The 22,658-nt window shown below is 54.7% G+C and carries 17 protein-coding genes; 7 read left to right on the top strand and 10 right to left on the bottom strand.

Annotated elements, in window-relative coordinates; all coding sequences use genetic code 11:
* Positions 1-10: 10 nt before the first annotated feature.
* The 4 genes from BN4575_RS15200 to BN4575_RS15180 form a co-directional block, all read right to left on the bottom strand.
* Positions 11-433 carry a hypothetical protein gene (locus BN4575_RS15200; RefSeq protein WP_068978821.1) on the bottom strand — a complete coding sequence of 141 codons (423 nt, stop codon included), beginning with the start codon at positions 431-433 and terminating at the stop codon, positions 11-13.
* Positions 430-864 (bottom strand): hypothetical protein, encoded by a 435-nt coding sequence (locus BN4575_RS15195; RefSeq protein ID WP_068978820.1) that lies wholly within the window; start codon positions 862-864, stop codon positions 430-432. The genes BN4575_RS15200 and BN4575_RS15195 overlap by 4 nt, the downstream gene beginning before the upstream one ends.
* An 82-nt stretch (positions 865-946) precedes the next feature.
* The gene (gene fdhF, locus BN4575_RS15190) at positions 947-3,091 is read right to left on the bottom strand and encodes a formate dehydrogenase subunit alpha (RefSeq protein ID WP_083221058.1); all 2,145 of its coding nucleotides are present in this window, start codon (positions 3,089-3,091) and stop codon (positions 947-949) included.
* A 120-nt stretch (positions 3,092-3,211) separates the two neighbouring features.
* Complete coding sequence (locus BN4575_RS15180; protein ID WP_042023801.1) at positions 3,212-3,826, bottom strand: 4Fe-4S binding protein; 615 nt, start codon at positions 3,824-3,826, stop codon at positions 3,212-3,214.
* A gap of 649 nt (positions 3,827-4,475) precedes the next feature.
* Between BN4575_RS15180 and BN4575_RS15175 the strand changes: the two genes are divergently transcribed.
* From BN4575_RS15175 to kup, 3 genes are all read left to right on the top strand, one after another.
* Positions 4,476-5,675, top strand: a complete 1,200-nt coding sequence (locus BN4575_RS15175; RefSeq protein WP_141689822.1) for a hypothetical protein — start codon at positions 4,476-4,478, stop codon at positions 5,673-5,675.
* Positions 5,672-7,018, top strand: a complete 1,347-nt coding sequence (locus BN4575_RS21835; RefSeq protein ID WP_141689821.1) for a hypothetical protein — start codon at positions 5,672-5,674, stop codon at positions 7,016-7,018. The genes BN4575_RS15175 and BN4575_RS21835 overlap by 4 nt, the downstream gene beginning before the upstream one ends.
* A 723-nt stretch (positions 7,019-7,741) precedes the next feature.
* A complete protein-coding gene (gene kup, locus BN4575_RS15165) occupies positions 7,742-9,610 on the top strand; it encodes a low affinity potassium transporter Kup (protein WP_068978816.1) in 1,869 nt (622 codons plus the stop codon).
* Positions 9,611-9,894: 284 nt separating this feature from the next.
* Here kup and BN4575_RS15160 read toward each other — a convergent pair whose 3' ends face one another.
* Positions 9,895-11,289: a DEAD/DEAH box helicase gene (locus BN4575_RS15160; protein WP_042023806.1), complete on the bottom strand. Its 1,395-nt coding sequence runs from the start codon at positions 11,287-11,289 to the stop codon at positions 9,895-9,897.
* A gap of 393 nt (positions 11,290-11,682) precedes the next feature.
* Here BN4575_RS15160 and BN4575_RS15155 point away from each other — a divergent pair, with 393 nt between their 5' ends.
* Positions 11,683-12,468 carry a substrate-binding periplasmic protein gene (locus BN4575_RS15155; RefSeq protein ID WP_256028983.1) on the top strand — a complete coding sequence of 262 codons (786 nt, stop codon included), beginning with the start codon at positions 11,683-11,685 and terminating at the stop codon, positions 12,466-12,468.
* Positions 12,469-12,582: 114 nt separating this feature from the next.
* Here the strand turns inward: BN4575_RS15155 and aroC are convergent, their stop codons facing one another.
* Both aroC and prmB read right to left on the bottom strand, forming a co-directional pair.
* The gene (gene aroC / locus BN4575_RS15150; RefSeq protein ID WP_068978814.1) at positions 12,583-13,671 is read right to left on the bottom strand and encodes a chorismate synthase; all 1,089 of its coding nucleotides are present in this window, start codon (positions 13,669-13,671) and stop codon (positions 12,583-12,585) included.
* A gap of 12 nt (positions 13,672-13,683) precedes the next feature.
* Positions 13,684-14,619 (bottom strand): 50S ribosomal protein L3 N(5)-glutamine methyltransferase, encoded by a 936-nt coding sequence (gene prmB, locus BN4575_RS15145; RefSeq protein ID WP_042024068.1) that lies wholly within the window; start codon positions 14,617-14,619, stop codon positions 13,684-13,686.
* An 86-nt stretch (positions 14,620-14,705) separates the two neighbouring features.
* Between prmB and smrB the strand changes: the two genes are divergently transcribed.
* Both smrB and BN4575_RS15135 read left to right on the top strand, forming a co-directional pair.
* Positions 14,706-15,230: an endonuclease SmrB gene (smrB, locus tag BN4575_RS15140; RefSeq protein ID WP_042023811.1), complete on the top strand. Its 525-nt coding sequence runs from the start codon at positions 14,706-14,708 to the stop codon at positions 15,228-15,230.
* Between the two features lie 57 nt (positions 15,231-15,287).
* On the top strand, positions 15,288-16,583 hold the full coding sequence (locus BN4575_RS15135) for a sensor domain-containing diguanylate cyclase (protein WP_068978813.1): 1,296 nt from the start codon (positions 15,288-15,290) through the stop codon (positions 16,581-16,583).
* A gap of 566 nt (positions 16,584-17,149) precedes the next feature.
* Here the strand turns inward: BN4575_RS15135 and BN4575_RS15130 are convergent.
* Both BN4575_RS15130 and BN4575_RS15125 read right to left on the bottom strand, forming a co-directional pair.
* Positions 17,150-18,613 (bottom strand): chitinase, encoded by a 1,464-nt coding sequence (locus tag BN4575_RS15130; protein ID WP_083221057.1) that lies wholly within the window; start codon positions 18,611-18,613, stop codon positions 17,150-17,152.
* A 308-nt stretch (positions 18,614-18,921) separates the two neighbouring features.
* Positions 18,922-20,142, bottom strand: a complete 1,221-nt coding sequence (locus BN4575_RS15125; RefSeq protein WP_068978812.1) for a methyltransferase — start codon at positions 20,140-20,142, stop codon at positions 18,922-18,924.
* Positions 20,143-20,337: 195 nt separating this feature from the next.
* Here BN4575_RS15125 and BN4575_RS15120 point away from each other — a divergent pair, with 195 nt between their 5' ends.
* Complete coding sequence (locus BN4575_RS15120; protein WP_042023815.1) at positions 20,338-20,916, top strand: PhnA domain-containing protein; 579 nt, start codon at positions 20,338-20,340, stop codon at positions 20,914-20,916.
* Positions 20,917-21,118: 202 nt separating this feature from the next.
* Here BN4575_RS15120 and BN4575_RS15115 read toward each other — a convergent pair whose 3' ends face one another.
* Positions 21,119-22,645, bottom strand: a complete 1,527-nt coding sequence (locus tag BN4575_RS15115; RefSeq protein ID WP_033136975.1) for a fumarate hydratase — start codon at positions 22,643-22,645, stop codon at positions 21,119-21,121.
* Between the last annotated feature and the right edge of the window lie 13 nt (positions 22,646-22,658).

The raw sequence follows: 22,658 nt of genomic DNA, 5'->3' as shown, positions 1-22,658 counted from the left end.
GTTAATGTTGTCAGTGGCACTCATTGGCGATGAGTTGTTGCCCTGCGACAGGGTTGTGCTGCCAGACGGCGTCAAGCATCAATTTGAGTAGCAGCTCGGGCGGATTATCGAGAAATCGGCCCGTTGCCTGCAGCAAACGGCCATCGGCCCGATAAGCCTGGCTGGCCTGCACCTGCCCGGTTTCATCGACAATCTGGATGATACCGTTGAGTTCTCCCCGCTCACCTGACTGACAAGAGAGTCTGAGCTCGCGCATCTCCCCCAACAGGGTGAAAGCCCGACACAGTGGTGGGGAGTCCTCATAATCGGGCCAGTTAAAGAACTTGTATTGCTTGGCGAGTGTTCCCGCCCGCTGGCAAAACTGGTCAAACAGCAGGGCGATGCCCTGATACTCCAGATCCAGCAGTTGCGCTTGCTCTTCAATACGTTTCATATATTTGACTCCTTACTACCGATTTGTTCGAAAATTGATTTTCCAATATTGCCCGGATGGAACTTGAGTCCACCGAAAATAAAGCCAGCGGATAGCAGCTGAAACGCCACCAATAACCAACTGATATGTTGTGATATATCTGCCGACACCGCCTGATTGGTCAGATAGACCACCAGGGCACAAAGGCCCAGCAGCAGGGTATTCACCAGCGTGGTGGAGAGGAAGGCAACGAGCCAGGCCAACTGCACGCTCAGGGCCGCCAGCACAGCGCCCATGGCGATGCGCGCGGCGATAAAACAGCCGAAGAAACCAAAGCCCAGCAGAAATATCAATTCGTCGTACCAGAGGTAACACCCCATCCCTAATAACATTGCCAGCAAATAGGCTGAAACATAAAAAATCCCGAACGAGATAGTTAATTCACGGCTCATGGTGGACACCTGCCAGCTGAAAAAAGGATGAGGGGATCCCGGCCCTGTAAACAGAGCCTGGATCCACTTTATTTAACGATGATTACCCTTTGGCGGCGCTGCGCAATTTCGCCTTGAGCGCACTGTATTCAGTCTGGACGTACACTTCCGCCTCAGCCTGACCTTCAATACGCTCAATCTTCACCGCACAGTACTTGTACTCAGGGGTGTAGGAGACCGGATCAAGGTGCTCGATGGTCAGCTCGTTACAGGCCCCGATCCACCACTGATAGGTCATATAGACCACACCGGCGTTGACCCGATCGTTGTAGTTGGCCCGGGTGATCACCTTGCCGCGCCGCGACGAGATCCACACCAGCGCCTGATCCTTCACCCCAAGCTTTTGCGCATCGCTCGGGTGGATCTGCACATAGCCCGGCTCATCGGCCAGGGTCTGCAGCGCCGAACAGTTACCGGTCATAGAGCGGCAGGAGTAGTGCCCAACCTCCCGCACGGTGGAGAGCACCAGCGGATACTCGGCACAGGGTTGCTCCAGCGGCGCCCGCCACTCGGCGGCAATCAGCTGACCCTTGCCGCTCGGGGTAGTGAACACATTCCCCTCGAACAGGGTGCTGGTGCCCGGGTGATCCTCGGTCGGACAAGGCCACTGCACGCTCTTGAGATCCGCTATCTTGTCGTAGCTGACCCCGGTATAGAGCGGGCAGAGGGCGCGCATCTCGTCCCAGATCTGTTGGGTATCGCGATACTCCATGGGATACCCCATGGCGGTGGCCATCAGCGAGAAGATTACCCAGTCTGGCTTGACGTTCTCGGGCGGTGTCACCGCCTTGTAGAAGCGTTGGAAGCCGCGATCTGCCGAGCTGTAAACCCCCTCGTGCTCGCCCCAACTGGTGGCGGGCAAAATGACATCCGCCATCTCGGCGGTCTGGGTCATGAAGATATCCTGCACGATCACCAGATCCATGCCGCCCAAGGTGCGGCGGAACTGGGCCAGATCGGCCTCGGTCTGCGCCGGATCTTCACCAAAGATGTAGAAGGCCTTGCACTTGCCCTCCTCCACCTTGTGGCCAAGCTCGGTCAGACGATAGCCGGGCTTCTGGGAAAGCGACGGCACGCCCCACGCCTTGGCAAACTTGGCGCTGATCTCGGGGTCGCTCACCGACTGATAACCCGGGAACTGGTGCGGCAGCATCCCCATGTCGCAGGTGCCCTGCACGTTATTCTGCCCGCGCACCGGACCGCAGCCGGTGCCACGGCGACCGAAGTTGCCAGTCAGCAGCGCCAGACCAGCCAGCCCCTTGACCACATCCACTGCCTGACCGTATTGAGTCACCCCCATGCCCCACAGGATCATGGAAGCAGGCGACGCGGCGTAGGTGCGAATGGCGGCGCGGATATCGGCGGCTTTGAGGCCAGTGATCCCCTCGACATATTCCGGGGTGTACTTGGCGACCGTGGTCTTGAAGGTGTCAAACCCTTCGGTGTAGTTGGCGACGAACTCCTTGTTATAGAGCCCTTCACTGATCAACACGTTGGCGAAAGCGTTAACCAGCGCCATGTTGGAACCGTTTTTGAGCGGCAGCCACTGATCGGCGATGCGGGCGGTCTCCACCATGCGGGGATCACACACAATCACCTTGGCCCCGTTTGCCTTCGCCTTGAGGATATGGCGGGCCACGATGGGGTGAGAGTCAGCAGCGTTGTAACCAAACACCAGCAGGCACTTGGTCTCTTGAATTTCGGGAATGGCGTTGCTCATGGCGCCGTTGCCTACAGTTGTCTCCAGACCGGAGACTGAGGGTGCGTGTCACACCCTCGCGCAGTGGTCGACGTTGTTCGTCCCCAGCACTGCGCGGGCAAATTTCTGCATCACATAGTTGGCTTCGTTGCCAGGGCCACGGGCCGAGCCGGTGGTCATGATAGCGTCGGCACCGTAGGTCGCCTTGATGGCCGCCAGACGGCTGCTGGCAAAGTCGATCGCCTCATCCCAGGAGACGGATTCGAGCTTGCCACCACGCTCGCGGCGGATCATCGGGCTCTTGAGACGGGGGGTCAGCAGGTTGGTGTCGTTCAAGAAATCCCAACCGTAATAACCCTTGAGGCAGAGCTGCCCCTCGTTGGTCCGGCCGTTGGCGCCTTCGGCCCCCACCACCTTGTCGTTTTCAACCAGCAGGTTGATCTTGCAACCGGTGCCGCAATAGGGGCAGACGGTAATGACTTTTTTCATGACTCACACTCTTGTTTGTTAACGGTAAAAGGCGGTTAACGCTAAAAGGCCTTTAACAAGAAACGGCTGAGAGACGGCGCCCAGCCAGCAAGGGCCAAATGCGCACGCCACTCTGATGCCTCAACCCTGTGCCAACACCGGCTGGCGCTGGCAGACCGCCATCGCCTCGGCACTGGCCAGCTGCTTCTGGCGATTCAACTCACCGAGGGACTCCGGGGTCACCAGACGCAGCGCCTGGGTCGGGCACACCTCGACACAGGCCGGGCCCGCTTCACGGTGACGGCAGAGATCGCACTTCAAGGCTTGCGCCTTGGTCTGCGGGCGCTTGAACAGCGCACCGGCAGCGGGCGCCACCTCTTTCACCACCACCGCCATGGCACCGTAAGGACAGGCCACCACGCAGGATTTGCAGCCGATGCAGCGCTCCTGCAACACCTTGATGCAGCCATCTTCGGTCACGATGGCATTGTTGGGGCAGGCCACGGCGCACGGCTTGTCTTCACACTGGCGGCAGAGCACCGGCGTGGTCACCTTGCTGCCGACGATCACCTTCAGGCGCGGCTGGAAATAGCTGTCCTTGGAGACCAGATGTCCATCCTCGATGGCAAGACGCAGGCCGCCCTCCCGCTCAACGGTACCCGTGCAGGACGTTGACTGGTGTGAAACGGCGCAGGCCACCTCACAGGTACGACACCCAATACAAAGACTGGGATCTGCAATCACGAAGCTGTTCATAGAGAGGGATCCTAAATGTTTCGTTACTGCCGCACTGGCATCGCCCGGCGTGGCCAAGTGCCAACCCCGGGGGGCCCACACTCGCACAGCGACGATACAGCCGGCTCACCCACAAAGCATTTATCAGACCAAAAATGGGAGTGAGCGAAATAAAATTCGCAAGACACTGAAAATAAAGGGGTAATCAGAATGGGAACGTGAAATTTTCGGACTGGTGACGATGACGAGCCCCCCGCAGAACTGTGATCGACACGACAAAAGTGACGAGCTCGACACCGGCTGACAACTCCCTGCCCCAACGGATTATCGGGTAGATAAACGGCACCATCAGAGATGGATGCCGGAGTGGCTGATTGTTTGGTTTTACGATAGAGACATCCCATCAGCATCAAGCCAAACCGAACAAAAGTGGGCCACTTATTGATTGATTTATTGAGCCAGAGCAGGTTTTCAGATCCTGCCTCTTCAGTTTTTCACCTGTCCGGTTATTATGTCTCACTTGGCAACCAAGTTTGATACATAGATGTGAGATACTGAACTTGATAAATCATGTATAAATATTCATCTAATGATGTCACTGAAATGCACACGTTTTCACCTCACGCTTAAATTAACAGCATTTTTTTAAAATTACAGTCTCGGGGGAAATATGAAATTTAATATTTTAGATAAAAAAACTGAGGAGCGGTGCAACTGTTTCCTTATTAGCACCTCACTTGATGAGTACATTAAGAACATACCCTCAGATTACGATAACTATGAAATACAACGAGCTATTGTAAATAATTCATATTTAGATAGACTTGTGCATACGGTTCTTAGAAAAGGTCATATTCCATCTATAACATTAATCACTGATGAGGCTATTGAGTCAGGTGTTATTGGAAACTTTAAAATTCTGGATGGTTTACAACGTTCTCATAGATTGAAAGTTATATTCGACACAAAGAATCTCTTTCTAAGTAAACTTCACGATATTGAACATGATATAAGTGATTTCAAATTAAAACGAAAATTTCAATATGAATTATCTGCTATCGGTTCGTCTGGCTATATTTTTATGGCTATAAAAAAATACTATGACTCATTTGGAGAAGAAGAATTAAATAAATGCTTTTCTCAAAACTATCAGTGGTTTGAACTCTGGAATAACTTATCTCCAGACGATGAAGTAAAAAAGATGTTGGTTTTAAATGCTGGCCACAAACCTGTAAACATAAAACACCAATTGGAACTTCTTTTTCAAAATCTGCTTCCAATATTTGAACATGTAAAGCGTGGGAATATCTCTATTATACGAGAGAAAGAATCGTCTAGTGCTACTTTTAGTAAGCATAGAACTGTAGGGTCATATCACTTTTCTCATTTGATTTCCTCTCTCATTTCATTCATTGAGGGCAAACCAATATCAACAAACACCGATTTCATATCAAAGTTCCAAGACGATGATAAAAGACTCAATGAAATGTCAGAACTTTTTTCTTATTCTTTTCTAGAGTGTTTTATTCAATCTATATACAAAATGGACCTTGCTGCTGAACGAGAATTTGGTGACATAGGTATTCAGTGGATTGGAAGAGAAGTATCATTAGTATCACTATTTTCTGCCATTGGAAGTTATGCGAAAGACTCTAGTGAGCTTGCCGAAATTGTAGAAAGATTATCCGATAACTTTGAAAAAATGCAGTTAACGGACTATGAAGTCAGCAGGAACAGTGTTGACCTTGCAAAGGTTAATATAGGAAATATAAACAAAAGAAATATATATCAAGGCGTTTTAAACCTGATCTCATCGGAGATGGAACAAAATATCAACTGGAGTCAGATTTTCTCAGGAGAAAACAAATGAGAAAATTAGATGCTTTATTTAAACCTTTAATTGATTCTATATCAAATATTTGTGACGATCCCAATGGAATATTAGAAGCTTATTATGATACATTATCCGAGTCAAAGCAGAATATGCTTGATGATTTTATCCGCTCACTTGGTTCGGAAAAGGTTACGCTATTACAGAATAAAAGAACTTTAGAGCCTTATCAAGGCTATGATGCTTTACTTGCCATAATGAATAGTTTTTCAACGGAATTTCAAGATTTTCCTGGCTTTTCTATATCTAAAATAGTCTACATTATCAGCATCTCAAAAGTCATTTCACAAAATGCAATTCAAATACAAAACGATGATGTAGCCTTGGAACTATATCATAGTGATGTTGACTTTTCATTTAATGAACCGGCATATATAACTCAAAATACCGATTTAGAGAAGGTGGTGATATGGTTTACACCTACCGCCACCGAATCTATAACTCGATTAGTTCAATATAGAACAAACATTGAGTGCTGGTATGCATTGTTGCAAGCTGCAACAGAAATTGATTTCTCAAACGATCAGCAATTAATATTTTATTCCAAAATACACCATGATGCAGGAGTGAGAAAAAATAATGTTTCCGCATTATTAAAAATGCATATGGCATCATCTGGATTAATTACAGTTCAGCCTCTGGAATATACTAAAAAACCATCAAATTCATCTATAAATAATTTTTGCCCTAGCCAATCATATTTACAATTTCAAGATGTAATAGGTATATTAGGTGAGTATAATAATCGGAAAGATATTTTGTCGAAATATCTTTCCATGTTTCATATAATTGAAAACTTTATGTATAGAGAACCTATTGTCGGCTTAGAAAGAGCATCTACAGGCGCAATGTTTTCAATTAGAGACTTTAAAAGGCTTTATAAATCTATAGACATGGATGAAAAAAAGGCTTTAAGCAATTTATTCAAAAAAACATTTTCTCTTAATTTCAATGGCCAGGAGTTTAAAAACTTTGCCTTTAATGGGTGGCAGCAGTTCGTACAAACCAAACAAGCCGACGACATTGCAAACATCAATAGTTTTTTGCAATCATTATCAATTAATGATCTTGACAAGGTTAACCTAGGCAACTATTACGATTTTATCGCTAGATTAGTGTATTTTATTAGATGTTCAATAGTTCACAACAAGGAAACAGAGCTGCACATATCAAGTGAAAAATACCCCTACGGATGTAAACTTTTACTAGAAGATTATCTTCTATCTTTTCTGGAGGAAATGATATTTTTGCTGATATGTAAAGAAAACACTCTAGTATGGTACTCTTCAAATTCTATATATTTATGGGAAGAAAATGCATAACTCCTTTTAATATATGAGCATAGTTAGCTTGAGTGGCCATTTAATTTATGGCCACTTTTACATTAAACTTCTCACGCTTAGCTATCCAACCTCATCGCCATCTTGCCAGTAATTAATTAGTTGTAGCGGTGCAATAAGCGTAGCGCATTGCACCTCTATCGTTGTTGTTTATCAATGGTGCAATTCACTTCGTTCATTGCACCCTACCTATATATCCACTCTCGCTTTACTTGATAGTGGCTGCTGTTGTGGCGGCCACTTTACGTTCCCGTCATCCCTTCCCTCTCACATATCAAATAAAGACTCTATTGCCACCCAATGTCGGCCTATTTACCCACAGTACTATCCATTTATTGGTCAGCATTTTATCGTCTGTTTTTCAGCCACTTCGATAAAAAATAGCGGCCAAAAAAGATCTGCAGATAAAGCAAACGGTTATCCACTTTACCATGGTCTGTTTCAATCGCCGGATAATTAATTCTCTTACTCAAATTGAACTTTTGATTATTTATAACTGAGCATAGTCCCGCAGAGTGTGTGTCATTATAAGCTTAACAACAGATGAACAGACTGTGTTCCATGACAAGCAGATCACCATTCGGTTAGTCCCCTTTCCCATCGCAAGCCATTAATTCTATCCCGATTAAATATCACTGTTTTGCTGATATCTCGGGCCCCTGTGCGTTGGCAAACGTGTAAACATCAAACTGACAAGATGAACTCATGAACTGTGATAAACAACAAGCCATGTCCGGCGTAATGCTGGCGGCGATTGGCGTGGTCTATGGCGATATCGGCACCAGCCCGCTCTACACCCTGCGCGAGTGCCTGTCAGGGCAATTCGGGTTTGGCGTTGAACCCGCCTCCATTCTCGGTTTTCTTTCGCTGATCTTCTGGCTGCTGATCCTGGTGGTGTCGGTCAAGTACCTCTCTTTTGTGATGCGGGCCGACAACGCCGGTGAAGGGGGCATTCTCACCCTGATGTCGCTGGCCACCCGCAATACGCCAGAGAAGCTGGTCCCCTTGCTGATCATCCTCGGGCTGATTGGCGGCAGCTTCTTCTATGGGGAGGTGGTGATCACCCCGGCGATGTCGGTGATGTCGGCCATCGAGGGGCTGCGGCTGGTCGCCCCCTCCCTCGACCCTTATATCGTGCCTCTCTCGGTCTTGGTGCTGACCCTGCTGTTTGCCATTCAAAAACATGGCACCGCCATGGTGGGCAAGCTGTTTGCCCCCATCATGCTGATCTGGTTTGCCACGCTGGCGCTGCTTGGGCTGCGCAGCATCCTTCACAACCCCGAGGTGCTGGCGGCACTCAACCCGGTCTGGGCGGTGCGCTTCTTTATGACCTATCAGGGCGCCTCCTTCTTTGCCCTCGGCGCCGTGGTGCTGGCCATCACCGGGGTGGAGGCGCTCTACGCCGATATGGGTCACTTTGGCAAAAAACCGATCCGGCTCGCCTGGTTTATGGTGGTGCTGCCCTCACTGGTGCTCAACTACTTCGGGCAAGGGGCGCTGCTGCTGGATAACCCCGCCGCCATTGCCAACCCCTTCTTCCTGCTCGCGCCGAAATGGGCGCTGCTGCCGCTGCTGGTGCTGGCGACCATGGCGACGGTGATTGCTTCGCAGGCGGTGATCTCCGGGGTATTTTCCCTCACCCGACAGGCGGTGCGGCTCGGTTATCTCTCACCCATTCGCATCGTTCACACCTCCGAACTGGAATCTGGCCAGATCTATATTCCGGTGATCAACTGGCTGCTCTATATCTCGGTGGTGATTGTGATCATGAGCTTCGAGCAATCCAGCAATCTGGCGGCCGCTTATGGCATCGCGGTGACCGGCACCATGGTGCTCACCTCGATCCTGTTCTGCTCGGTGGCCAAAAACAGCTGGGGCTGGAACGGCTATCTGGTCGCTGCCCTGCTCGCCGCGCTGCTGGCCATCGATGTGCCGCTGTTTGCCGCCAACGTGGCGAAGATCTGGTCCGGTGGCTGGCTACCGCTCACCCTGGGCGCGGTGATGTTCACCCTGATGACCAGCTGGAAGAGCGAGCGTTTTCAGCTTATTCGCCGCTTGAACGAGCACGGCAACTCGCTGGAGCCGATGATCGCCTCGCTGGAAAAATCCCCGCCGACCCGGGTGGCGGGCACTGCGGTCTATATGTCGCGGGTGGTCAATGTGATCCCCCATGCGCTGCTCCACAACCTCAAGCACAACAAGGTGCTGCACGAGCGGATCATCCTGCTCACCCTGCGGGTGGAAGAGGTGCCTTACGTCCACAATGTGCGGCGGGTCTGCATCGAGCAGCTCTCCCCCACCTTCTGGCGGGTGGTGGCGAGCTACGGCTGGTGCGAGACCCCCAACGTGGAGGATATCTTCCTGCGCTGCAACGCCGAGGGGCTGAGCTGCCGGATGCTGGAGACCTCGTTCTTTATGGCCCACGAGTCGCTGATCATGAAGGAGCGCCCCTGGTACCTCTACCTGCGTGGCAAGCTCTTTATGCTGCTGCAACGCAACGCCCTGCGCGCCCCGGATCAGTTTCAGATCCCGCCGAATCGAGTGATTGAGCTGGGCTCGCAGGTGGATATCTGATGGCATTTTTGCTGGCCTAAAGAACGCCAGCAAAAGAGAGAGGGAGGCTTTGGCCTCCCTCTCTCTTTGCGGTTAAGCACGGGGGTGCTTCCCCCTCCCCTCATCCCCCCCCTGCTCCCGCGAGCAGAACAGGGCCCGTACCGCAGGTGTAGCAAGGCTGCTGCCATATGCAGGGCGGATACCACTGACCAACAGCTGATGTGCGACAAAAACAAAAAGCCCTGCCAGATTGGCAGGGCTTTTTACATCAACCGAACAGCGGTGGAGCCAGGCTCCCGAGCCGCTTACTGGTTGTGAGTGGAGCGACGGGGGCGACGGGCTTGGGCCGGTTTACCAGCACCATCAGCCGGACGCTGGCCACCTTGCGGCTTGGGCTTGCCACCGTTACCGGTACGCGCGCCACCGGCGTTAGCACCGGAAGAGGTACGACCGGCACCTTGACGCTGACCTTGCGGACGGGGCGCACGACGCTCTTCACTGGGATCACGAGGCTCTTTGCGCAGCGGCGCGCCGATACCACGGGCGATGTTGTCCAGGGTCTCGCGGGAGGCTTCAAAACCAGCTACCTGCTCACACGGGATGTTCTGCTTGGTCAGACGCTCGATCGCCTTGATCAGCTTGCCTTCATCGGCAGCGACCAGGGAGATGGCGTGACCGGCAGCACCGGCACGGCCAGTACGACCGATACGGTGAACGTAGTCTTCTGCCACGTTCGGCAGCTCGAAGTTGACCACTTGCGGCAACTTGTCGATATCCAGACCACGGGCGGCGATGTCAGTCGCCACCAGTACCTTGACGCTACCATCTTTGAAACCGGCCAGCGCGCGAGTACGGGCACCCTGGCTCTTGTTGCCGTGGATGGCGGCAGCACTGACACCGGTCTTGTCGAGGGTCTCAGCAACGCGGTTGGCCATGTGCTTGGTACGGGTGAACACCAGTACCTGCTGCCAATCGTTGCTGGTGACCAGATGGCTCAGCAGGCCGATCTTGTTGGCCTTGTCGCACGGGTGCACCAGCTGCTCGATACGCTCGGCAGTGCTGTTGCGCGGGGCAACTTCGATCACCGCCGGGTTGTTGAGCAGGCCAGTGGCCAGCTCGCGGATCTCTTCGGCAAAGGTCGCAGAGAACAGCAGGTTCTGACGCTGTTTCGGCATCAGTGCCAGGATCTTGCGGATGTCGCGGATAAAGCCCATGTCGAGCATGCGGTCCGCTTCGTCCAGTACCAGGATCTCGACTTCGTCGAACTTGACGGCGTTCTGGTTGTAGAGGTCCATCAGTCGGCCAGGGCAGGCCACCAGCACGTCCAGACCACGGCGAGTTGCCATCATCTGCGGGTTGATGCTGACGCCGCCAAAGACAACGTGGCTGCGCATCGGCAAGTGTTTGCCGTAGTTACGCACGCTCTCGCCCACCTGGGCAGCCAGCTCGCGAGTCGGGGTCAGCACCAGCGCACGAATGCGGTTGGGCGAAACCCGGCGCTTGCTCTCCATCAGACGTTGCAGCATCGGCAGGGTAAAGCCTGCGGTCTTGCCGGTCCCGGTTTGGGCCGCCGCCATCAGGTCACGACCAGCCAGAACGGCGGGGATCGCTTGCAACTGAATGGGAGACGGGGTGTCGTAGCCTTGCTCGGCAACAGCACGCAACAAGGGTTCGGACAGACCGAGGGAAGTAAAACTCATAGATACCTGCTAGGGATAGTGGCGCCGGATAACGTTGTGGTGGGGCTCCTCTGCTGAGCCGATGCCATCTCACAAGTCTGGGCCTATTGAGAAAACAACGATTTCCCCGGGGAGCAGAGCAAAGGGGAAAGAATAGAGGCGCAGTCTAACGGAGTTGTCCGGGATAAACGAGAAAAATGTGACATTCCTCCCAGCACGAACAGAAAAGCCTCCTCCTGCCCCCCGAATAATCCCGTTAACCAGTGGCACAAGCACCACACTATTAACTGACAACTTAATATCTGCCCCCGCTGGCATGGTGAGCGGCAGGCAGAGGCTCGGGATAACAAAACAAAATAACGAGGTTTAGCGATGACCACGCGATGTCTTCCCCATGGTCGCAGGCTTACCCTGATGAGCCTGTTACTACTACTGGCCCCGACGCTGCAGGCCGATCCGTCCCTGACGGTGGCCTGGAGTCACTGGCCCCCCTTCAGCCAGATAGATGACAAAGGGCAGCTCGATGGCCTGGATGTCAGCCTGACCCGCCAGATTTTGCAACGGGCGGGCTTTACCCCCAAATTTCGTGAACTCCCCTGGGCGCGAGCCCTGCATATGGTGGAGCACAGCCAGCTGGATGTGGCGATGGCCGCCCTGCCACTGCCGGAGCGCCAGAGCTATGCCCGCTTCTCGGCACCCTACCGCCAGAGCGCTTATGTGCTGCTGAGCAATGACCCTATTCCCGGCCATCAGGATCGCTGGGACAAGCTCGATAATCTGGCCGCGTTGTGCAACGAGAAAGGGCTCAAGATCGGCAAGTTGCGGGGTACCCGCCCCATGCATCAGATGGAGAGCTGCCCGGCGCTTAAAATGGCGACCGAATACAATGCCGATGACCGGCTGATCGATCTGCTGCTGGCCCGCCGCCTCGATGGCGTCATCATGGAGTGGCAATATGCCCACTATCGGCTCTCCCAACTGGGGGCCGACCGGTTTATCAGCTGCCAGTTGTTGCTGCACCACCAACCGGTCAGCCTGATGTTTGCCAAAAACAGCGTGAGCGAAGCGCAGATCCTCAAGGTCAACGAGGCCATTCACGCCTTGCCCAAACCCCACAGCAAGTTCTCGCCCCCCACCTGTCGCCTCAATGCCGATCCGGGGGCTGCGGATCTGCTGACCCGCACCCTCCGCAAACATTGACGGGGTAAGCCATCCTCCTGAAATAGCAAAGGCGACCCGAAGGTCGCCTTTGTGTTTAGTTATCGCACCTGACCCCTGAGCATAGGGTGATCAGCCGATAGGCAGCAGCACCAATCAGCGCAGCTGCGGGGTCTGAGTCAACACCCCCTGATTCTGGGCGCGATGGCGCAGCAGATGATCCATCAACACCAGCGCCAGCATGGCTTCGGCGATGGGCACCGCGCGGATGCCGACACAAGGATCATGGCGACCCTTGGTGATCATCTCGATAGCCTCGCCTTCGGTATTGATGGTCTTGCCCGGCACTGTGATGCTGGAGGTGGGCTTGAGCGCCATGCTTACCACGATATCCTGACCAGAGGAGATCCCCCCCAGAATGCCGCCCGCATGGTTGCTGGCAAAGCCCGCCGGGGTCATCTCGTCGCGGTGCTCGGAGCCTTTTTGCTCGACCACCGCGAAGCCGTCACCGATCTCCACCCCTTTCACCGCATTGATGCCCATCATGGCGTGGGCGATATCGGCGTCGAGACGATCGAACACCGGCTCACCGAGGCCCACCGGCACATGGCGCGCAATGACCTGCACCTTGGCACCTATGCTGTTGCCCTCTTTTTTCAGATCGCGCATGTATTGATCGAGTTCCTCCAGCTTGCCCGCATCGGGGAAGAAGAAGGGATTCTGCTCAATTTGCGCCGCGTCAAACGCCTCAGCCTTGATGGGGCCGAGCTGGGAGAGAAAACCGGTGATCTCGATGCCATGCACCTGTTTGAGGTACTTCTTGGCAATGGCCCCCGCCGCCACCCGCATCGCGGTCTCGCGTGCCGAGGAGCGACCACCGCCGCGATAGTCGCGCTGACCATACTTCTGGTGGTAGGTGTAGTCCGCATGGCCGGGCCGGAACAGATCCTTGATGTCGGAGTAATCCTTGGAGCGCTGATCGGTGTTTTCGATGAGCAGCCCGATGGAGGTGCCGGTAGTCTTGCCCTCGAATACCCCGGAGAGGATCTTCACCTCGTCCGGCTCGCGCCGCGGCGTGGTGTAGCGGGAGGTGCCCGGCTTGCGCCGATCCAAGTCCCCCTGCAGATCCGCTTCGCTTATCTCCAGCCCCGGTGGGCAGCCATCGACCACGGCGCCCAGCGCCAGACCGTGGCTCTCGCCAAAGGTGGTGACCCGAAAGAGAAGACCAAAACTGTTCCCTGCCATGCGTGCTCCTGCTTAGTTCTTGTAGATGGCGAAATGATCCTGATACTGCACCAGCTCTTCACGGGTCATCACAAACACCCCGTGGCCGCCGTTCTCGAATTCAACCCAGGTAAAGGGGATCTCGGGGAACTGGGCTTCCAGATGGATCATGCTGTTGCCCACTTCGACCACCAGCACGCCGTTATCCTTGAGGAAGTCGGCGGCATGGGCCAGCATGCGCTTGGTCAGTTTCAGGCCATCGGAGCCCGACGCCAGTGCCAATTCAGGCTCGTGACGGAACTCTTCCGGCAGATCCGACATATCTTCGGAGTCCACATAAGGCGGGTTGGAGACAATCAAATCGTACTTGTCACCGGCCGGCAGATCGCGGAACAGATCGGAGCGGATAGGAATAACCTGCTGCTCCACCCCATGATCGTCAATATTGCGCTCGGCCACGTTCAACGCATCAATGCTGATGTCGATGGCATCTACTTCGGCTTCCGGGAACTCGTGGGCCATGATGATGGCAATGCAACCGGAGCCGGTGCACAAGTCCATGATGCGGGTCGGCTCATGCTTGAGGAACGGCGCGAAACGGTTAGCCACCATTTCGGAAATCGGCGAGCGCGGGATCAGCACCCGTTCATCGACATAAAACTCCCAGCCGGCGTACCAGGCCTTGTTGGTCAGGTAAGCGGCAGGCACCCGCTCCTGTACCCGACGAATGATCAGCTCTGCCAAACGATGGCGCTCGCTGCTGGTCAAACGGGAGTGGCGCATGGCCGGGTCTACATCCGGTGGCAGATGTAACGCGGGCAGTACCAATTGCACAGCCTCATCCCAGGCGTTGTCGGTTCCGTGTCCGTAGAAAATCCCGGCGTCGTTGAAACGACTCATGGCCCAACGCAACATGTCCTGGATGGTGTGCATCTCGGCAACCACCTCATCGATAAATATCTTGTCCAAATCCACCTCCAAGTCGAGTAATATCCGGCCCGAGCACCCACTGCATAGCGGGCACGACGCATACCTAATAAAAAATTGAGCATCTGATGAAAAAAACGCCCTCACAGACAGAAGAGGAAACCCTGCTGTTCCGCGATGCGATAAAAGGTACCCGGAAAATCAAGCAAGATACCATAAGGGCCGAGTTACGCCCGGTCAAGCAGAAACGCGAATTGCGTGAAACCCGCGAAAAGCTTGGGGTTGACCACTATTTCAGCGATGAGTATCAGCCTCATCTCGACGAGGATGGGCCGACCCGTTACGTGCGGGAGGATGTGTCAAAATTTGAGCTGAAAAAGCTCAAACGGGGTATTTATCCGCCGGAGATCTATCTCGATCTGCACGGCATGAACCAGCAACAAGCGAAACAGGAGCTGGCCGCCCTGCTCACTCTCTGCCAAAAAGAGAACATTCACGTTGCATCTGTGATGCACGGCATCGGCAAACATATTCTCAAACAGCGTATTCCCAGCTGGCTGGCCCAGCACCCCAATGTCCGCGCCTTCCATCAATCCCCCCGTGAATGGGGTGGCGACAGCGCCATTCTGGTATTACTCGATATCGAAGAGTAGTTGGCCATCCATGCGCCCTATACTGACTATCAATAGGTTATTGACAGTGGAGGTCGCATGTTTACACAAGGCTCCCATGCCGACATCAAGGCATCCCTCGATGCCATTGGCGCCGCCGTGGCAGTGTTCAGTCTCGATAAAGATGACCACTTTGTGCTGGTCTCGGCCAACGATACCTTCGCCAATGCCTTCGATCTGGATGTGCTTGGCTGCATTGGCAAGCGGCTAAGCGAGCTGTTCCCCCGCTACATCACCAATACCATCGAACAGCCAATGCACGAGTGCGTCAGTCAACAGACGGGGATCGAGAGCGAGCTGCCCATCGATACCCGCTCTCGCACCAGTTGGTGGCGCTTTGTGCTCTCTCCCATCATGCCCGAGCAAGCCAGGATCACCCGCATAATCGTCACCGCCATCGACATCACCGCCAAAAAGCAGCTGGAAGAGGCGCTCAAAACCAGTCGCAGTCGCTTCGAGGCGGTGGTCAACTCCGCCTATGACGGCATCATCAGCGTCAGCAGCGAATCGCGCATCGAGCTGATTAATACCGCCGCCTGCGAGATGTTTGGCGTCGATCAAAGTTATCTTGGCAAACGGTTGGAAACCCTGTTGCCACAACGTTTTCGGGCGAACCATGAGAGCTATTTCAAAGCCTTCAGCAACTCCCCTATCACTTCTCGCCCCATGCATGCCCGCGCCTCGGTCATGGGGCTACGCCGCGATGGCAGCGAATTCCCGCTTGAAGTGACCATTGCAAAGATCCACCTGGGACAATCTACCGAAATGACCGCCACCTTGCGGGATATCTCCGAACGAGCCCGGTTGGTGGAAGAGTTAAAAGTGGCCGCCACCACGGATCCGCTTACCGGTATTGCCAACCGGCGCCGTTTCGGTGAACTGGTCAATGCCGAAATGCAGCGCTGCCAACGCTTTGACCATCCGATGAGTCTGCTGATGATCGACATCGACCACTTCAAACAGATCAACGACACCTATGGCCACCAGCAGGGGGATCAAGCGTTGTTAAGTCTGGTTAACCGGATCGGCAAACAACTGCGGGAGGTGGACATGCTGGGCCGCTGGGGCGGTGAGGAATTTATCGTATTATTGCCGGAAACCTCACTGGAACTGGCCTGGGCCAGCGCCGAGCGGATCAGGTTAGCGGTCGAATCGACTATTCATCCACTGGCGGGCTCCCTCGAGGTAACCCTCACCATCAGTATCGGGATCAGCACCAGCAAGGGTCCCCTCGACAGCGTCGAACAGATGATCACCCGGGCCGATACCGCCCTCTATCTGGCCAAAAAACAGGGACGTAACTGCTGCCGCAAAGAGGAGCAGGAACCGACCTGATGGCTCACTCCCCTGCCTTTTGGTGGCTCCGGCACTATTACCCCTTGGTGGCTCCGCCACCATTGTCCGAATAGCAATAACCAACAGCAGTGTTACCTCTTCGGTGGCGCTGCTTTTTTTGGATGGAAGCCCCATGTCGCACGCCTTCTCTGCTGACCCTCGCTGCATATCACATTGATTACCCCGCTCGCAGTCAAAATAAAATACGCTTAACTACACCCCATCGCCTGCTAATACATGGATACATGAAATCTTTACACCCAATATTTCGAGGGGCTATTTTTAAATAGTGATTGCGAACAAGCCAACTACGCTACATGGATGGCAGGTATTAACACAAAGCTCGGCTCTTAACCATTCAGGTTGATTTGTACTCGTAACCCTACGAAAATTACGATGCGAATAATAAAGATGCTCAATAAATACAGCTACGCTCCCAGCTGACTCATCACATTGATAGATGAATACCTGCATCAACACTGCCGAATATTATCTCCCATAGAACAAATATGTAAAAAAGGGGGCCAAGCCCCCTCTCCTTATCGACCAGTCAATGGACTATCTCTTTATTTGGTTGTCACCAACGCCCATGGACCACCTTTGGCGGGATCATCCCCCTGCGTCCACCATTTGGCCTGATAAACAGCGCCCTTGTAGCTCACCTTGCTGCCAGCGGTATAGACCTTGCTGGCATCCCAGGCCGCATTGCCATTAATGGGCGGATCGACCGGATCTATCGGTGCAGGATCAAGCTTGGCGACGATCCGCACTTTAGGCCAACTGGCGTGAGATCCATAAAAATTGGTCACGCACTTCTCGTAATCACCCGGCACCAGCGCGGAGTAAGCGGTCTGGAAACCCACCAGCTCGCACTCAAAGGAGTAACCGCCTGGGCGATCCGGATAGTATTTCCAGTTACCATCCCAGTTGGTGTAGAGCACATCGGTGGCACCGTTGAGATTAAGGCTGCCATAAGGGGTCTGCTGCCAGCAGGTGTTCTTCTCATCCCCCTTGACCGGGATCTGGTAGTGCTTGGCCAGCCCTTCCCAGTAGCGGATGCGATTGACCGGTTGCCCCTTGTCCTTGTTCTGCTCGCCACACTCTATGCCGCCGTTGATGACGTTAATGGTGGTGCCAAAGCCATAACCGATACCAGCGTCAGTTTCCCGCGTGGAGGGTACCCAGGTGCGGTCAATCACGTGCAGCATGGCCGGTTTCGGAGCCTGCGGGGTCAGGAAGAACCAGATGGCCGAAGCGAGGTTAAGCCAGGAGTCTGCCACCAACCCCGGGTTGTTGAGCAGCACCGAGGCATCGCCATCAAACATCGCCTCGGAGAAGGCGCCGTAGTTAAAGTGGTAGGAGAGCTGCTTGGCACCGCGACCGAAGTATCCCTGGCCGGTGCTGCAGGGCCACTTCTTGTTCTGCCAGTCGTTCTGGCCGCAGCCGGTGGTGTAGCCGGTCTGTCCTTCTGACCAGCCCATCTCCCGAACATGCACCAGCGCCTGCTGCCACTCTTCCAACCCCTGCGGGTTATCAGAGACGTTCTCCTTGGCGATATGGCCGCCGGTCTCCTGCGAAAAATGAGCAAATGTGGTCACAATGGATTTTTTACAGATGGCATCGGCATCACGCCCGTCGGTATATTCCCCGCAGAACGCCGGAAATTTACCGATGGCTCGCAAGAAGCGGACATAGGTATATTCCGGCGCCGCCATCTGGGTTAAATATTCCCATTCAGATTGGGGAAACACCCGTTCAACCCGTTTTACGTTGTCAGGATTGCTTGCCAGACCCGGTTCAATGGCATCGACTATTTTATTTGACCGGGTGGCTAATGCCTTGGCCCATATTGCATACATGGGATTGGCCGTCTTGGCTTTTTCCACGGCGGCCAGATCCGGTGCCGCAATCACATATCCTCCCGCATTTTGCGGATCGGGTTGAATATTCATGGCTGCACTCATTGCGGCATAGCTTGGCAATGCGCAGGCAGCAGCGATCAGCCAGGCGCAACGCTTGGGTTTGAACATGTGTACCGTCCTTGTTTGGGAATAACGCGCTCCAAGAGTAGGTGTTTCAACCACTAAATTCACGATGAGAATTAAGAAATAAGCGGAATTTGTGAGCCATTTCACCTTGTGATATTCAGCGCAACTAAAACAAAGAAAAAGAACTCAAACGAAAACACAAAAGCGTGATCTATCGCCAGTTTTTGGAAGGGTGAGACGGTCAGATGAACGGTTACCGGCTCATTATTCGAGATGCAAAAAAATGGCTGACACGCTCAGCCTGTCAGCCATCATCAATGCTCAAGAAGAATGCTCAAGAGAGCCCGGCGTCAGGCGCGCACGGCACGGATCAGAATATTACGCGGGGTCATGGGTTTGGCACAGAACTCCCCCACTTCGACTCGATAGCCCTGCTCTTGCAAAAAGAGCGCGCGATCCAGTGCCAGCCAGATCTCGAGGGGACGGCGAAACAGGTGGCGCACCAGCTCCATGCGGGCAACATCACCAAAGCGTCGCTCCCCTTGCGCCAGCAATGGGGGATAGTCGAGTCCGGCGGGCAAGGTAATGCCCTTGCGCTCTGCCGCCCACACGCAAAATGCCTCGAAACTGCCGGTCAGCAGGCTCTTTTGCATATTGGGCACCGGCAGATACTCATCCACCCCGCGCACCTGCCGCTGCAAGCAGTCAAATCCGAGCCGCCATATCACCTCCAGCTCCCGCAAGCGGGCGATCCGCGCGCCGCCGGTCACCGTCTCCTGCAACGGTAGCTTGAGATCTGCCTTGCTCAACATCAGCTCGCTGGCCTTTGCCGCCGCTGACAGCGGGCGATAGTGGCTGGTGCGGATCAGGTGGTAACAACAGGGAGAAATAGTCACCCCGCTGGCTCTGCGCTCGGCTACCCGCTCCAGCAGATGGGTATGCAGCTCGCCGCAGGCATGAAGTGCCATGGCGTGGTGCTCGGGGGCAATCAGCGCCGCCGACTCGGGAGCAAAGGCATCGGCGCAGGTAAAGGCCATATTGGCACCATCGCGCTCGGCCAGCAGCCGCCCTTCGTCGCAGAGCTGCGGTTGCAGCTCCAGACTCAGGATAGGAGCCTGTCGGTGGAGCGACACCAGCCGCCCAAGGTGGCCCTTGCCAGCACACCACTCCAGATAGGGGCCCTGATGGGCGGGCAAGCAGGCAGTGAATGACTCGATCTGGGCCTGTTTGCGCCCCGGCATGTTCAATGCCATTGCCTTGCTGCAGGTGATGGGTTCAGGGGGAAACAGGGCAAGCTGGCTAAGTTGTTGCAGCTCGGCTCCCTCGGTAATCCAGGGAGCCAGCAAGCAACTGAGGGCCCCCATATCCGCATCAAACTCGGCCAGCTGGGCCAGGGTCAACCCATTGAGCAGGGCTGCCAGATCAGGGGCCTCATCAGCAAAGGCCATCGCCAAATGATGGTATGGCTGATATTGCCACCAGCGCCGGTAGCGGGTGAGCAGTCGATCCAGTTGTTGAAAACGTTGAGCCAGCACGCGCGCCCCTGCCTTGCAGTCAAAAAAGAGGCTCATTCTAGCGATCCCGCTTCAAAATGCACCCTCAATACCCGGTAAATCCACCGTTAAAAGCAAGCGGCGCAGCTTTCACTCGCAGCCATCAACCTGGGTGACCTGACAAAGTAGGGGGTTTTATGCTATATTCCGCCCCCTCTTTCACGCGCCCCGCCCCTCGCGGGTCGCTTTACCACTAGCTATGGGACCAACAACATGACCATCAACGCCATCCTGCAAGCGCGCGCGGGCGCCAAGTGTGAACTGTGCAGCGCCGAGCAGGCGCTGACCGCCTTCGTGGTACCTCACTCCCCCGCCAGCGACGATGATCACAGCGTTGCTATCTGTGACACCTGCCGTGGTCAGCTGGAACAACCGGATACCCTGGTGGTCAACCACTGGCGTGGCCTGAGTGACAGCATGTGGAGCCAGGTGCCTGCGGTGCAGGTGATGGCATGGCGTCAGCTGAAAGCACTCTCCGGCAAGGGTGAGGTGTGGGCTCAGGATCTGCTGGACATGATGTACATGGAAGACGAGGCCAAAGCCTGGGCCGAAGCCGGACTGGCTGACGAAGATGACGACAGCGTACCGACCGTTGACTCCAACGGCGCCGTGCTGCAAGAGGGCGATTCCGTCACCCTGATCAAGGATCTGGAAGTAAAAGGCGGCGGTTTCACCGCCAAGCGCGGCACCCTGGTCAAGGGCATCCGTCTGACCAACAACCCGCTCCATATCGAAGGCAAGGTCAACGGCGTGCAGATCGTACTGGTCGCTGCCTACCTGAAAAAGGCCTAAGCCAGGCGTGACCGCTCTGCTGGCAACAGCATGAGCACAACGAGAAAGGATGGCGTCGAGCCATCCTTTTTTATGCCTGCTTGCCGCTCTCGGCCAAGCTAAGCCAACCATCGGCCAACAGCAGATCAGCAAAAAGGCGCATCCGGATGGATGCGCCTTTTTTACATTGCCACTGCCGTTAACCGGCAGCTGGGATGGTCACTCAGGAGGAGAGTTTGCCGTCCAGCTCTGCAATTTTCGCAGACCAGTAGGCCGGGCCGGTTTCGTGGATATTGTTGCCTTCGGAGTCGACCGCAACGGTCACCGGCATATCTTCCACTTCAAACTCGTAGATCGCTTCCATGCCGAGATCGGCAAAGGCCACGACCCGCGCCTTCTTGATGGCTTTTGCCACCAGATAGGCGGCGCCGCCCACCGCCATCAGATAGACGGCTTTGTGCTGCTTGATGCTCTCGACGGTTTTCGGGCCACGCTCGGATTTGCCGATCATGCCGATAAGGCCGGTGTCACCCAGCATCATGTCGGTGAACTTGTCCATCCGGGTGGAGGTGGTGGGGCCCGCCGGGCCAACTACTTCGTCACGCACCGCATCGACCGGGCCAACGTAATAGATGAAGCGGTTGGTGAAATCGACCCCTTCCGGCAGCCCTTCGCCATTTTTCAGCATGTCGGCGATGCGCTTGTGGGCCGCATCACGACCGGTGAGGATCTTGCCGGAGAGCAGCACGGTATCACCGCTCTTCCAGCTGGCCAGCTCTGCCTTGGTGATGCCATCGACGTTGACGCGGCGCACGTTAGCGCCCGCTTCACGGGTGATCTCCGGCCAGTCGCTCAGCTTCGGCGGGGTCAGTTCAGCGGGGCCTGAACCATCCAGTTCGAAGTGAACGTGACGGGTGGCGGCGCAGTTGGGGATCATCACCACCGGCTTGGAGGCGGCGTGAGTCGGGGCGGATTTGACCTTCACATCCAGCACGGTAGTGAGGCCGCCCAGACCCTGGGCACCGATCCCCAGCTTGTTGACCTTGTCGTAAAGCTCGACCCGCAGCTTCTCTTCAGTGGTCTTGGGACCACGGGCGATCAACTCCTGAATGTCGATGTGCTCCATCAGGGCCTCTTTGGCCAGCACCGCCGCTTTCTCGGCAGTACCGCCGATACCGATGCCCAGCATGCCGGGCGGGCACCAGCCTGCGCCCATGGTCGGCACGGTTTTCAACACCCACTCGACGATATCGTCAGAGGGGTTGAGCATCACCATCTTGGATTTGTTCTCGGAGCCGCCGCCTTTGGCCGCGATGCTCACTTCCACCTTGTTGCCGGGGATCATGTCGATATGCACGACCGCCGGGGCGTTATCTTTGGTGTTTTTGCGACTGCCAGCCGGATCGGCCAGCACGGAGGCGCGCAACGGGTTGTCAGGATTGGTGTAGGCACGGCGGGTGCCTTCGTCCACCATCTCCTGCACGGTCATGTCGCTGTCCCACTGGACTTGCATGCCGATCTTGACGAAACAGGTAACGATACCGGTGTCCTGGCAGAGCGGACGATGCCCTTCGGCGGACATGCGGGAGTTGATCAGGATTTGGGCCAGCGCATCTTTTGCCGCCGGGTTGGCCTCGCGGTCATACGCCGCTTTGGCTGCCTGAACAAAATCCAACGGGTGGTAATAGGAGATGTACTGGAGGGCATCTGCGATAGAATCGATGAAATCCTGTTTTTTTATAATGCTCATATCATCCTCACTG

The organism is Aeromonas sp. EERV15, assembly GCF_900079845.1.
In the GTDB taxonomy this organism is placed as follows: domain Bacteria; phylum Pseudomonadota; class Gammaproteobacteria; order Enterobacterales; family Aeromonadaceae; genus Aeromonas; species Aeromonas sobria.
This window is presented reverse-complemented; position numbering and strand designations above follow the sequence as displayed.